The organism is Hymenobacter swuensis DY53 (assembly GCF_000576555.1).
In the GTDB taxonomy this organism is placed as follows: Bacteria; Bacteroidota; Bacteroidia; order Cytophagales; family Hymenobacteraceae; genus Hymenobacter; species Hymenobacter swuensis.
Map to the genome: position 1 here is coordinate 2,585,464 of NZ_CP007145.1, position 13,252 is coordinate 2,598,715.

Annotated in this window: 10 protein-coding genes; 4 read left to right on the plus strand and 6 right to left on the minus strand. The window is 60.9% G+C overall.

Features of this window, described 5'->3' with window-relative positions; genetic code table 11:
* Window positions 1–67 precede the first annotated feature (67 nt).
* Window positions 68–820 carry a TrmH family RNA methyltransferase gene (locus HSW_RS12450; protein WP_044004637.1) on the minus strand — a complete coding sequence of 251 codons (753 nt, stop codon included), beginning with the start codon at window positions 818–820 and terminating at the stop codon, window positions 68–70.
* Here HSW_RS12450 and tamL point away from each other — a divergent pair.
* The gene (tamL, locus tag HSW_RS12455; protein WP_155832954.1) at window positions 811–3,450 is read left to right on the plus strand and encodes a translocation and assembly module lipoprotein TamL; all 2,640 of its coding nucleotides are present in this window, start codon (window positions 811–813) and stop codon (window positions 3,448–3,450) included. The two genes, HSW_RS12450 and tamL, sit on opposite strands and share 10 nt — an antisense overlap.
* A gap of 129 nt (window positions 3,451–3,579) precedes the next feature.
* Here tamL and HSW_RS12460 read toward each other — a convergent pair whose 3' ends face one another.
* Together HSW_RS12460 and HSW_RS12465 are read right to left on the minus strand one after the other, a co-directional pair.
* A complete protein-coding gene (locus HSW_RS12460; protein ID WP_044002198.1) occupies window positions 3,580–5,724 on the minus strand; it encodes an alpha-ketoacid dehydrogenase subunit alpha/beta in 2,145 nt (714 codons plus the stop codon).
* A gap of 153 nt (window positions 5,725–5,877) precedes the next feature.
* On the minus strand, window positions 5,878–6,483 hold the full coding sequence (locus tag HSW_RS12465) for a hypothetical protein (RefSeq protein ID WP_044002199.1): 606 nt from the start codon (window positions 6,481–6,483) through the stop codon (window positions 5,878–5,880).
* Between the two features lie 234 nt (window positions 6,484–6,717).
* On the opposite strand from HSW_RS12465, the gene HSW_RS12470 reads away from it, so the two are divergent.
* Window positions 6,718–7,245 carry a GNAT family N-acetyltransferase gene (locus tag HSW_RS12470; RefSeq protein ID WP_044002200.1) on the plus strand — a complete coding sequence of 176 codons (528 nt, stop codon included), beginning with the start codon at window positions 6,718–6,720 and terminating at the stop codon, window positions 7,243–7,245.
* Window positions 7,246–7,495: 250 nt separating this feature from the next.
* On the opposite strand, the gene HSW_RS12475 is transcribed toward HSW_RS12470, so the two are convergent.
* Window positions 7,496–8,527, minus strand: a complete 1,032-nt coding sequence (locus HSW_RS12475; RefSeq protein WP_044002201.1) for an MBL fold metallo-hydrolase — start codon at window positions 8,525–8,527, stop codon at window positions 7,496–7,498.
* A 256-nt stretch (window positions 8,528–8,783) separates the two neighbouring features.
* On the opposite strand from HSW_RS12475, the gene hemF reads away from it, so the two are divergent.
* Window positions 8,784–9,755: an oxygen-dependent coproporphyrinogen oxidase gene (hemF, locus tag HSW_RS12480; protein ID WP_081768396.1), complete on the plus strand. Its 972-nt coding sequence runs from the start codon at window positions 8,784–8,786 to the stop codon at window positions 9,753–9,755.
* Window positions 9,749–10,336, plus strand: coding sequence for a phosphatase PAP2 family protein (locus HSW_RS12485; protein ID WP_044002202.1), 588 nt, complete (start codon window positions 9,749–9,751; stop codon window positions 10,334–10,336). Before hemF ends, HSW_RS12485 begins: the two co-directional genes overlap by 7 nt.
* Window positions 10,337–10,971: 635 nt before the next feature.
* Here HSW_RS12485 and HSW_RS12490 read toward each other — a convergent pair.
* Complete coding sequence (locus tag HSW_RS12490; protein ID WP_044002203.1) at window positions 10,972–11,562, minus strand: riboflavin synthase; 591 nt, start codon at window positions 11,560–11,562, stop codon at window positions 10,972–10,974.
* Window positions 11,563–11,688: 126 nt separating this feature from the next.
* Entirely contained in the window at window positions 11,689–13,104 is a 1,416-nt protein-coding gene (locus tag HSW_RS12495; protein WP_044002204.1) for a sugar transferase, read from the minus strand.
* Window positions 13,105–13,252 lie beyond the last annotated feature (148 nt).

Genomic DNA, 13,252 nt, shown 5'->3' on the forward strand with positions numbered 1-13,252 from the left:
TGAGCCGTTGAACGAATCCAATCTAGGATCATTCAACGGCTCATTTTTAATCTTTAATTCTCATTTTTTAATTGATTTCATTCCGGTAGAAGTTATCCAGCAGAATGGCAGCCGATACGGCCACGTTGAGACTTTCAGCCTGGCCCCGGCCGGGGATGTGCAGGCGCTGGGTAAGGCAGGCTTCGACGGGCGGTGTGAGGCCGTGGCTTTCACTGCCCATTACCAGCACACCCGTGGGGCGCAGGGTAAGGCGGTGCACGTTTTCGCCGTGCAGGTCGGCGCCGTATACGGGCAGGTCCGGCGCAAGGCTGCCGAGCCACTCGGGCAGGTTGCGCTGCCACACCGGCACGCGGGTGAACGAGCCCATGGTGGCGGCCACGGTTTTGGGTGCCCAGGGGTCGGCGCAGGTATCGGAGCAGATGACGCCGGCCAGCCCGTACCAGTCGGCCAGCCGGATAAGGGTGCCCACGTTACCCGGGTCACGCACTTCATCCAGAGCCAGCAGCAGCTGGCCAGCGGCCGGCACAAGCGGTTTTTCTTCGGGCAGGCGTGCAATGGCCAAGGCCGTATTGTTGGTACTGAGCGTACCCAGGCGGGTCAGTTCTTCTTCCGACACCACGTCCACGGGCAGGCTGGCGGGCAGCTCCGCGTGGATTTTCTCATTGAATTCCGCCGTAATGAGGAGGCGTTCCGTTAGAATCCCGGAACTTAGCAGCTCCCGCACGCTTTTACCGCCTTCTACCAGGAAAGCCCCGTGCCGGAGTCGGTACTTCTTCAGGTGCAGCGCGTGCACGTATTTCGCTACTGCTTTTGAAACCATATTCGCAGATTAACGGCCAGCCCTCAACGGGACTTTTTAGAGGAAAATACCCTTCGCAACTGGCGCTGGGCAGCCTGCTGCTGGCGGGCGGGCTAAGTGCCTGCTCACCATTGCGGCTGTTGCAGCCGGGCCAGCGGCTGCTAAGCCAGGTGAAGGTGGAAGGCACGAAAGACGCCGATGCGTTGCGCCTGCAAACGCTGGTGCAGCAGAAGCCTAACAGTACCTTTCCGCTGCCAAAGGTAGCCATCTACCAGCTAGGCCGCTCATTTTATAACCAGGAGCGCATTCAGGGCAAGCTGGAGGCCGACCGCACCAAGTACGACCAGCTCATCCGGGCGGCCGGCACCGACTCTTCGGAAGTGGGCAAGCTCCTGACCAAGCGGGAGCGGCATGTCCGCCGTCATCAGCTGGCCCTGGATAAGGGCAACGCCATTATGCGGCTGGGCGAACCGCCGGTTATTTATGATTCCTCGCTCACGGCTACTTCGGCCGAGCAGTTGGGCACGTTTCTGAAGTCGAAGGGATTTTTCCGCAGCTCTGTTACCGTCACCGATACGGTGCCAACACGGCGGTTTGCGCCGTTGCGCGTCTTCGCCCTCCAGTCTCCCTTCCGCACCGATTCGCAGCGCGTGACCGTGACGTACCGGATTCACGAAGGGCCGGCGTTCAACTACTCCCAGCTCGATTACGACATTGCCGACACAGCCGTAGCCCGCCGGGTGCTGGCCAGTCAGGCGCAGAGCCTGCTGCGCGTGGGCAACCAGTATGATGAGGAAGTAATTGGCAATGAGCGCAGCCGTATCGAGAACCTGCTGAAAAATCAGGGTTATTTCGACTTCCGCCAGCAATATGTCACGCTGGAGGCCGATACCAGCTTTGCCCCGACGACGGTTCGCCTGCGCACGATTATCAGCAAGCCAACCCGGGGCGAGCAGCACCGACTTTATACCATCCGCAACGTCAGTTTCATCACAGATGCCGGCATTGTGCGGTTTGGCCAGCAGCGCGACACAATTATCCGCGACTCGGTGAAGTACCTGGCCTATCGGCACCGCTTCGGGACCAAGTCCCTGGACCGCAAGCTGGTGGTGCGCCCCGGCCAGCCGTACAGCCTGAGCAAAACTCAGCTCACCCAGCGGCAGTTGGCGGGCCTAGATATGTTCCGGTTCAGCACCGTGACGTACCGGCGCGTGCGAGGCCCGGAAGCGCCGGCCGACTCGGCTCGGGGCCTGCTGGATGCCACCGTGAATGCCTCACCCGCCAAGAAATTCCAGGAAACCACCGAATTCGGCGGCACGTACGTGGCTGGCCGGCCCGGCCCCTTTGGTAACGTCCGCCTTAAGGTGCGCAACGTGTTCGGGGGCTCCGAAGTGCTGGAGTTTGGCCTGCGGGCGGGCTTTGAAGGGCAGCTGAACCTGACTGGCACCAATACTGGTGAGGGTGATACGGACAGCAAAAGTGTACTTACTACCCAGCTGGGCGGCAATGTAAACTTGGTGCTGCCGCAGTTTCTGCTGCCGTGGCGGGGCAACCGCTACCTGAGCCAGTATAATCCGCGCACCCGCTTCAATGCCTCCTATACGTACGTCAACCGGCCCGACTATATCCGGACGAACGTGGAGGGCACCTTTGATTACCTCTGGCAACGCTCTGCCTATCTGCAGTACGTGCTGACCCCGATCGACGTGAGCATTATCCGGACGGCGAATATTGACCCGGACTTTGCGCAGTATCTGCGCAACCTGGAAATTCAGCAGGGCTCCCCGCTGCTGCGCAGCTTCGATAACCTGTTCATTCCCAGCTTCAACGCCACCGCCCTCTACAACTCCAACGACTTCAACGAAACCCGCGACGCGCGCTACCTGCGCCTGTTTGCTGAGTTGGGCGGCCTCACCCGCAGTCTGTACCAAGATCAGCCCCTCATCAACAACCAAGACAACCCGAAGAGCAACGCCCTCAAAATCTATGATTTCGGCAAGTTCACGGCCGACTACCGCCGCTACCACAAGTTGGGTCCCGATTCGTACTTGGTGTACCGGCTGGCGGGTGGGGCGGCCACGGCCCTGAGCGCCACCAGCGTCACGACCATTGTAGAAGGCATTCCGACTACCAGCCGCTCCTTTCTGGTGCCCTACGACAAGTATTTGTTTGCGGGGGGTAGCTCCAGTGTGCGGGCCTGGAAGCCACGCCGTTTGGGGGTTGGGTCCTATTCGCAGTACAAATACGACCCCAACAACCCCACCGAATTCCTGCTAGTTAATGGCCAGAAAGTGCGCGACTACGACCTGGAGCAGCCTGGGGAATTGCTCTTGGAAGGCAACGTGGAGTACCGCTTTCCGATTTACAGCTTCTTTAAAGGGGCTTTCTTCACGGATTTTGGCAACGTGTGGGTTATCCGCGCCGATCCGCGCCGTGAGGGGGCCCAATTCCAGCTTAACCGATTTTACCGGGAGCTGGCCGTGGGTTCGGGCTTCGGCCTGCGCTTTGATTTCGACTTCCTGATTCTGCGCCTCGATATTGCCACTAAAGTCTACGACCCCACCGCGCCGGGCAACAAGTGGGTTATCCGCAACTTCAGCCTTCGCGAAGACCAGTCGGCCTTTAACCTGGGCATCGGGTATCCATTTTAGGGGGTGTTGCTTGGCTAAAGCTTCAGGTCCGCCTTTATACTGCCAAAAGGGCGGCACTTCCGATTACTGGAAATGCCGCCCTTTGTCATTTTAAGCTAACCGCCAGCAGCCGATAGCCACAACGGAAAGCTAGTATGCCAACAACTCATTAAGCACCCCTGCTACCTTCTCGGAGTTGGGCAGCATTTGCTTTTCCAACTCCACGTTAAGGGCAATGGCGGGCAGGTTGGCCGCGCCCAAGGTGAAGACCGGCGCATCGAGCTGGCGGAAACAGTGGCGCTGAATACGGCCGGCCAGGCTTTCGGCAAACGAGTTAAGCAACGGTTCCTCCGTGAGCACCAGCGCCTTACCGTGGCGGCGCACGGCGGCCTGCACCGCCTCCCAATCCAACGGGTTGAGGGTACGCAGATCCAGGATTTCTACTTGACCAGGAAATTGGCGGCTGGCGGTTTTGGCCCAATGTACGCCCATGCCGTAGGTAATGACCACGCAGGTTTCGCCGTTGCGGAGCTTATCGGGGGCGGCTTCCTGGGCCACGGCGGCTTTGCCGAGCGGCAGCACGTAGCCGGCGGCGGGCTCCACGGTTTTAGCGTCTTCGGTACCGGCCACTTTGCTCCAGTACAGGCCCTTGTGCTCCAGCATAATCACCGGGTTGGGGTCGAGAAAGGCGGCACGCATGAGGCCTTTCATATCGGCCGCGTTGCTGGGGTACACCACCTTGATGCCCCGAATGGTGAGCAAGGTGCTTTCAATGGAGCCCGAGTGGTAAGGGCCGCCCCCGCCGTACGCCCCCACCGGTATCCGAATCAGGCTTTGCACCGGAAACTGGCCGTTGGAGAGGTAGCAGGACTTGCTGAGCTCTTCCACCAGCTGGTTGAGGCCGGGCCAGACGTAGTCGGCAAACTGAATTTCGACAATGGCTTTGGCCCCCACGGCGCTCATGCCGGCCGTGCTGCCCACAATGTAGGCCTCCTGAATGGGGGTGTTGAACACGCGGGCGTCGCCGTACTTTTTGGCCAGCAGGGCCGCCTCGCGGAACACGCCGCCCAGCTCGCCGCCCACGTCCTGGCCGTAGAACAGCGCCTCCGGAAAGTCGCGCAGAATATCATCCACGGCGTGCAAAGCGGCGTCCACCATCAGGGCCTTATCAGCCCCGGCGGGGCTTCGCTCGCCGGATTCCTCAGTTACGGCGGCGGGCGCAAACTCGTGGTCAGCAAAGGTGGCCGGGTCGGGGTTGGGGGCAGCCAGGGCCCGCTCGTAATCTGCCAGCACAGTGGCGCGGGCTTCGGCGGCCAGCTGCTGGAGCTCGTCCTCGGCAAAGCCCAGCGCCAGTAGCTGCTGATGGAAGCGCGGCAGCGGGTCCTGGAGGGTATGCTGGGCCAGGTTGTCGCCGCGGTACCACTCGCGGCGCACGCCGCTGGTGTGGTGGCCCAGCAGCGGGCACTTGGCATGCACCAGCACGGGGCCGCGGCGCTGGCGCACGTAATCGGCGGCCTGCTGCATCCCGGCGTAGCTGGCCAGGAAATCGGCCCCGTCGAACTGCAATCGGTGCAGCCCTTTAAAGCCGGCGGCAAACTCGTAGGCATCCATGGCGCGCATCTCGCGGCCGGTAGCCGAAATACCCCAGTCGTTGTCCTGCACTAGGTAAATAATGGGTAGCTGGTGCAGCGCGGCCATCTGCAGGGCCTCAGCCACTTCCCCTTCAGTCATGGCCCCGTCGCCGATGGAGCAGATTACGAGCGGCTTTGTGTTGGAATGAGGAATGGGATGGTCAGCAGTTGTCAACTGTTCATTACTCATTGCCGTCAGCCCTTGGCTTTCCAGGTACTTGAGGCCGTGAGCGGCACCGGTGGCCGGAATGGCCTGCATGCCGGTGGCGGAGCTTTGGTGCGGGATGGTGGGAAAACCGGCCCGGCGCAACGAGGGGTGGCTATAATACGTGCGGCCGCCCGAGAACGGGTCGTCGCGCTTAGCCATAAGCTGGAGCATCAGCTCGTAGGGTGTCAGGCCCATGCCCAGCAGCATAGCATCGTCGCGGTAGTAGGGCGCGGCGTAATCCTGGGGGCCGAGGTGAAAAGCGGCGGCCAGTTGAATGGCCTCGTGGCCCCGGGCGGTGGCGTGTACGTAGCGGGCCGTGACGGCCTTATTTTCTTCGTAGAGGCGGGCCAGCTCGTCGGCAGTACGCATCAGGCGGTAGGCCCGGCGCAGGGTTTCCGTATTGGGGCGGGGGGCAGTAAACTCAGTTTCCGGCAAAACAGCGGTTTCAGTAGTCATGTGCGGGTGGTGGGTGCTGGGGCGAAGGTACGCAATGCCGGTGATGAGGAAAGAAGGCGCAGCCCTGTGCCAAGCAAGCCTCCGTCCTCCGCAAAAAAACCCGGCAGAGTGCTACTGCCGGGTTGTCTTCTACCTACTTCTTTTCGCCTTAACCTACAGGCGGCGGCCCAGCGTGAGGCTATACGTCGAGCTACGCGTGTTGCCGCTGATGCCGTTTTGCAGGGTGGCTTTGCCTCCCACGCGCCACTGCTGCTTTTCACCCAACGCCACATCTACATTCAGCGACAACAGTCCCCCCCCGTGAAAGCCTTTCTGAGAGGCCAGCTCATACTCCGTTACCTGCCCGTTTACCCCCCGCAAGTAGGAGTTGCTGTTCCGGCGATAATACCCAAAAAAGCCGCCGGCCCCCAACCCCACATTCACCCGGTGGTCGTTGCCGAAAGGATAAAACACCACTTCCTGCTCCAAATATCCGGCCCGGTAGTTCTGGTTGGGCAGTTGCGTTTCGAGGCCAGAGGAAGGCTTGCCTACTATGCCTACTACCCGACTGGCTAACCCGATTTTCCGGCTCAGCATCGGCGCAAACTCCGCACTCAGACGAGTACAGGGGTAATAGCCGTAGATATCGTGCGCCGTACCTACCCCCAGGCGCACGTAAGCCGGACGACCGGCAGTGACGGGGGCCGTCTGTGCCCGGGCTATGCTCCCCAGGGCCAGCTGCCCCAGCAGTAACGCACTAACCGTTTGTTTTTTTGCCATGATATGGTTGCTATAAATGTACGTTCCCAGGAGCTACACCAGGGTACAGGCGTTGCATGGTAGTAGGCGCGGGTGGTATTTATTCAGATAATAAAAACGATGTTTCTGCCAAACTCCTTTGCCTGATTTAGTTAACAGCCTGCAGAAACGTCCTTTGCCAGAAACGAAGCGGTACATTTTCCGAGGAACAGCTCCTGTTTTGGCACAGCGTGCCCAGCCCCGTATTTTTGTCCCATGCCTGCTCCCCTGCATTTCTCGTCCGCCACCGAAGCCGATCTGCCTGCCCTCAACTACCTCGTCAACCGCGCCTACCGGGGCGAGGCCTCCGAGCAGGGCTGGACCACTGAAGCCCACCTGCTGGCCGGCCAGCGCACCGACGAAGCCGACCTGCGCACCCAGCTCCAGACGCCCGGCGTCACGTTCCTCTTGGCTCGCACCGAGGCCGGTGAGTTGATCGGCAGCGTGTTCCTGCAGCCCCAGGCGGACGATTTGTACCTGGGCATGCTGTCAGTGGAGCCCACGCGACAGGCGCAGGGAATTGGCCGGCAGTTGGTGGCGGCGGCCGAGGAGTTTGCCCGCCACCAGAGCTGCACCGGCATCCGCATCACCGTTATTTCGGTGCGACAGGAGCTGTTGGCCTGGTACGAGCGGCTGGGCTTCCGGCCCACCGGCGAAACCGTGGATTTCCCCACCGATACCCGGTTCGGCATTCCGCGCCAGACGGAGCCACTGGTACTGCTGGTGCTGCGGAAGGTGCTGTAAGCCTTTGGCTTTTTCATTCCGAATGCAGTAAGGATTCTGAACTGCCCCGATAGGTACCTGACCCAGATTCCCCACTGCGTTCGGAATGCCAGTAAAGTATTAGACTGGGTCTGAAAACGCCAAAACGGTCATGCTGAGCTTGTCGAAGTATCTCTACCGCGTTGTTAAATAACTCTGACAACGCGGTAGAGATACTTCGACAAGCTCAGCATGATGTTCAACGAGCTTCGACCGACTTTTCAGACAGAGCTTAATCAAACGCCCACCACGCCTCCCGTTTTGGCGGCGTGCCCAGCGTGTAGGGCTCCCCGATGCGCGGCACCGTTACGGGCAACCCTGCGGCGTCGGCGGCTTGTAAAACCAGCTGAATCGGCTCGTTCCAGGGGTGGTAGGCCAGCGTGAACTTGGCCCAGTGGACCGGCAGCAGCAGCTTGGCGCCCAGATCTTGGGCTGCCCGAGCGGTTTCTTCGGGCAGGCAGTGGATGGCGTGCCAGCTCAGGTTGTACTGGCCGTTTTCGAGCAGGGCCACGTCGAACGGGCCGTACTGCTCCCCAATGGCCCGAAAGTGCGGCCCGTAGCCACTATCCCCGCCCAGAAACAGCCGCGCCCCGGGCAACTCCAGCACGTAGGAGGCCCAGAGGGTCTGGCGGGCGGCTAGGCTGCGGCCCGACATATGCTGGGCCGGCGTGGCGGTGAGGTGTACGCCCGGCAGCGGCTCGGCGGTATCGTGCCAGTTCAGCTCCGTAAGCTGCTCCGGCGCGTAGCCCCAGGCCCGCAGGTGCCCGCTCACGCCCAGCGGCGTAATAACGTGCTGTACTTTCTCGCGCAGCGCCCGCACGGTGGCGTAGTCGAGGTGGTCATAATGGTCGTGGGTAAGCACCAGCACGTCGATGGGCGGCAGATCAGCTACCTGGTAGGCATCGGAGCCGGGGTAGGCCTTCACAGCGAAGGAAACCGGCGAAGCGGCCCCACTGAATACCGGATCTACCAGGATGTTGCGCCCATCGGCCTGAATCAGATAGGAAGAGTGACCAAACCAGATGATGGTGGGCAGTTCCGAAGCCGGGTGATGCAAATCGGTTTGCAGGGTGGGCAGCGGCCGGGACGGCGTGACGGTGCGGGGCTTGCGCAGAAAGTCGCGCAGCATTTTGCCCATGGGCGCATCAGTGGGCCGGAAGCTGACGCCGCCCAGGTTCTCGAACCGGCCGTTCTGGTAGTTGGTAAGGCCGAGAAACCGGCGCTGAATGTTGCGGGTGGGATTTTTCCCGAATACGTGGAGCATAAGTCTGGCAGCCCGAAGGAGGCTGGTAGCCAACAGGACGAATTCGGCGCAGATTTACCTTACGCTCCTGACTGCACAACGACGCCACAACAGCAGCCGGCGGCCACCGGCCCGCCGGCTAGCCGCCGCCAGCCCGGCGGCGCAGCTACGGGAAATCTTTACCTTTACCGAATCAAAAACAGCAGCGGCGCTGACTTTCGCCAGTTTTTAGCTTCTTCTGCCGGCCGAAGTTTGTCCCGAACTTACCCCTGCTGTTATGCTTTCTATGCTCACCTCCGCCCCTACCACGTTCCCCGCGCCCACCGCGCAGCCCCGATTCCGCGACACCGTGGAGGCCTGGATGCGCCAGTTTCAGGACTGGCTCTGCCAGCAACTGGAAGCCACCGACGGGCCGGGCCGCTTCCGTGAGGACGCCTGGCAGCACCACAGCGGCGGCGGGGGTCGCAGCCGCATCCTCACCGAAGGCGCCATCATTGAGAAAGGTGGGGTGAATTTCTCGGCCGTGGAGGGCCAGATGAGCGAGCAGGCCGCCCGCGTGCTGCTCATGCCCGACCCGAATTACTTTGCCACCGGCGTATCGGTGGTGCAGCACCCGCGCAGTCCCCGGGTGCCCATCTCGCACATGAACGTGCGCTACTTCGAGGCCGGCAACGGCGAAGCTTGGTTTGGCGGCGGACTTGATCTGACGCCGATTTACGTGGATCTGGAGCAGGCCCGCTGGTTTCACACCCAGATTGCCGAGGTGTGCCAGCGCCACAGCCCGGCCTACTACGAGCGGTTCAAGCAGTGGGCCGATGAATACTTTTACATTCCGCACCGCCAGGAAACGCGCGGCATCGGCGGCATCTTCTTCGATAGGCTGCTAGTGGGCAAAGAGGCCGACGCCGACAGCCTGTTCGCCTTTGTGCGCGACGTGGCCGAGGTGTACGGCCGCTCCTACACGGAGCTGCTGCGCCGCAACGCCGACCTGCCTTACACTGAGCAGCAGAAACAATGGCAGCTGGTGCGCCGGGGCCGCTACGCCGAGTTTAACCTGGCCATCGACCGGGGCACGCGCTTCGGGCTGGAAACCGGGGGCCGCACCGAGAGCATCCTGATGAGCCTGCCGCCCCAGTGCGAGTGGCACTACAACCTCCAACCCGAGCCCGGCTCGCCCGAAGCGCACACCCAGCAGTGGCTGCGCAAAGGCGTGAACTGGCTCACCGAACCGCCCACCGCCGCTTGCTGAAGCAACTCGATGCCCTGGACCGTTGGCTGCTGGTAGCCGCCAACTCCCACCGCACGCCCAAGCTGGACGCGTGGATGGTGTTTTTCACGGAACGCTTCGTGTGGTTTCCGGCCTACCTGGTGCTGCTGGTGGTGCTGGCGTACCTGTACGGCCGCCGCGCCCGGCTGCTGGTGCCGCTGCTGGGCCTGAGCGTAGCCCTGGCCGACGGCATCTCCAGCCGCTTCTTCAAGCCCTACTTCGCCCGCCTGCGCCCCTGCCACGACCCCGACCTCTCGGCCACCCTGAACTTGGTGAACGGCTGCGGCGGACAGTTCGGCTTTATTTCCTCGCACGCGGCCAATTCCTTTGCCCTGGCCGTGTTTGTAGCCCTGGTATTGCCCCGCCGCTACCGCGTGGCCAAGTGGATGCTGTTCATCTGGGCCAGCCTGGTGAGCTACAGCCGCATCTACCTGGCCGCCCACTTCCCCTCCGATGTGCTGGCCGGCGCTTTGCTCGGCTCCGGCCTGGCCTGGCTCTGCGCCTGGGCCTATGAGCGGCTGGCGGTGCGTTGGTTCGGCTCGGCAGAACCGTCAGCAGTGTAGGTCAGGTGCCGAATCATCCGGACGCAGCCGATAAGCCAGTACAGGTATACGGTGGACAGGAAAGATACAGCAACTGGGTTATTACCAAAGAAAATACCAGCCAATCCATACAAGTGAAAGTGGGTGAAGACATTCATCAATTCGGAGTTATAAAAAACAGAATGTATGTGCCAATCCTCAGAGAAATAGAAGTGTAAGAGTGCTCCTAATTTGCTGGCAATAACCCCAATTGCTATCCACCAAAACACCCGTTTTTCGGTATAGCTAATAGTAAATAACAGTAGGTACACAAGTGCGTGAAGCCGGGCCGCACGTACGTAATGGCCGAATATCCTAGAAAAATCCGAATACGAATCATAATGTGGGTAATACCGTAGCAGCATGTCCACCCATCCCAACAATACAATAACACCCAGCACCATCCACCAGCGGCGGAGATACGTGAGTTGCTGGGACAGCGGGGCTATTTCTAGATATCGACGTAACGGCATTCCGCACACGCGTTATAGTTGATTTCATATTGAAAGCTCCCTGCGCCGGCTAACCACACTTGTTAGTAGCCGGCGCAGGGCGCTTAAGCTAATTACTCAAATAGGCCACTGAATGGTTCTGTGTCGTGCCTAAGCGGCCATCTTCTACTTCCCCAGCAGCTTGGCCACGTACTTGCCCACGATATCGAACTCCAGGTTTACCTGGTGGCCGGGGCGCAGGTCCTGGAAGGTGGTGTGCTCGTAGGTGTAGGGAATGATGGCTACGGAGAAGCCGTCGTCGGTGCTGTTGAAGCAGGTGAGGCTGGTGCCGTTGATGCAGATGGAGCCTTTTTCCACCGTCACGCGGCCGGGGCCGGGCGCGTGGCGGAACCGGTACAGCCAGCTGCCGTTCTGGTCCTCCACCGACTCGCACTCGGCCGTGAGGTCCACGTGGCCCTGCACGATGTGACCGTCGAAGCGGCCGTTGGCCGCGAGGCACCGCTCCAGGTTCACGCGGCGGCCGGGCGCCCAGGCGTTCAGGTTGGTTTTCTGCAGCGTCTCGTCGATGGCCGTGACGACGTGGGTGCCGGCCATGCCGTCCACGGCCACCACCGTCAGGCACACGCCGTCGTGGGCCACGCTCTGGTCGATTTTCAGCTCCTGGGCAAAGCCCGACTGCACGGTGAAGTGAATATTGGAGTTTTCGCGGCGTACATCCGTAATGGTGCCGAGGGTTTCAATGATGCCGGTAAACACGGGTTACAATGTGTTGAATGTGGTAGATGTGGGGAATGTGCTGGCATGTGTAACCTGAAACGGGCGGTTAAGATTGGGCGAGGGAGCAATACAGCGGCACATTCTCCGCATTCCGCACATTAACTCCTACTTACCTCGCCCCTCCACAATGATTTTGAGCGTGTAGAGCAGCACCCGGAAGTCCATGGCCAAGCTCATATTTTCGATGTATAGGATGTCGAATTTGAGGCGCTCGACCATCTGGGCCACGGTTTCGGCGTAGCCGTACTTCACTTGGCCGAGGCTGGTGAGGCCGGGGCGCACACGGTGCAGGTGGCGGTAGTGGGGCGCAATCTGCACAATCTGGTCGATGAAGAAGCGGCGCTCCGGGCGCGGCCCCACGATGCTCATGTCGCCCTTGATGACGTTCCAGAACTGGGGCAACTCATCGAGGCGCACCTTACGCATGAAGCGGCCCCAGGGCGTGATGCGCGGGTCGTGGTCGGAGCTGAGGGCGGGGCCCTGCTTTTCGGCATCCACGTACATGGAGCGAAACTTATAGATGCGGAACGGCTGCGCGTACCGCCCAATGCGTTCCTGCGAGTAAAATACCGGCCCCGGCGACGACAACCTCACCATGATAGCCGTGAAGGCGTACACCGGCCAGGCCAGCAGCAGAAACAGGCAGGAAGCAACCACGTCAATCAGGCGCTTGAGCACCTTCTGCCAGAGCGGCAGCAGATCCTGCTTGATTTCGATGAGCGGAGTGCCGAATACATGGCTCACTTTCACCGAGCCCAACAGCATCTGATACAGATCGGGCAGGATGCTGATGCGCACGGGCGAGCCTTCCAGCAGCGTCAGAATTTCCTCGATAACGCGGTGTTCCGAGGGCTCAATTGCAATGACAATCTGCTCTACGTGCAGGGCCCGGATGAGGGCCGGCAGGCGGCGGTACGAGCCCCGGGCCGGCAGCTCGGCAGCCAGCATTTCATCCACCGTATCGCCTAGGGGCGTGAAGCCTACCAGCTGCAGGCCCAGGTGGCGGCCGGTACGCTGCAACTCGTGAAACGTGTCGCGGGCTAGGGCCCCGGAACCCACCAGCAAGGTATTAAAGGAAATAACGCCCCCACGTACCAGCCGCTGCACGCTGCTCACGGCCCAGAGGCGCAGCACAGCTGTGATGGTAAAATGCAGCAGGAAGTAGGCCGAAATGGTTTTGTAGTAGCTCCGGTAGTTCTGCACGCCCTGGTCATCGAGCAGTAGCACAAAGAAAATCAGGACGGCCCCCAGCAGTGAAACGCGGCCCAGCCGGATAACTTCCGCCAGCCGCGACTTACGGAAAATGTCGTTGTACTCGCCCAGCAGCGCGTAGAGGCCGGTCCAGAAAGCGGCAATCATCAGGGCCGAGCCGGAGAGGAAAGCCGCGTCGGCGGCAAAGTGGTACTCGGCACTGATTTCGCGCAGCAGGTACTTGCGGAGCAGAAAAAAACATACCCACGCCAACAGGGCCGCGCCGAAGTCGGCGGCTATCAGCTTCAGTTTTTGGAGAGTACGAATCAAGAGCAGAAGAACTAACCGGCCGGGCCGGTACCAGGGGTGATTTTGTGCGGCCTAAGCTGTAGTTTTACGCTTTGGCCGGGCCTTGAAAAGCCCGTGCGGGCCATTTTTCGGAGTTGCGCAAAGGTAGGAAAACCCTGCTATCCGAACG

Excerpts from the sequence above, each read along its gene's own strand:
- HSW_RS12475 (WP_044002201.1), bottom strand. The coding sequence starts at position 8,527 with ATGCTCCACGTATTCGGGAAAAATCCCACCCGCAACATTCAGCGCCGG.
- hemF (WP_081768396.1), top strand. The coding sequence starts at position 8,784 with ATGCTTTCTATGCTCACCTCCGCCCCTACCACGTTCCCCGCGCCCACC.
- HSW_RS12470 (WP_044002200.1), top strand. The coding sequence starts at position 6,718 with ATGCCTGCTCCCCTGCATTTCTCGTCCGCCACCGAAGCCGATCTGCCT.
- HSW_RS12460 (WP_044002198.1), bottom strand. The coding sequence starts at position 5,724 with ATGACTACTGAAACCGCTGTTTTGCCGGAAACTGAGTTTACTGCCCCC.
- HSW_RS12465 (WP_044002199.1), bottom strand. The coding sequence starts at position 6,483 with ATGGCAAAAAAACAAACGGTTAGTGCGTTACTGCTGGGGCAGCTGGCC.
- HSW_RS12450 (WP_044004637.1), bottom strand. The coding sequence starts at position 820 with ATGGTTTCAAAAGCAGTAGCGAAATACGTGCACGCGCTGCACCTGAAG.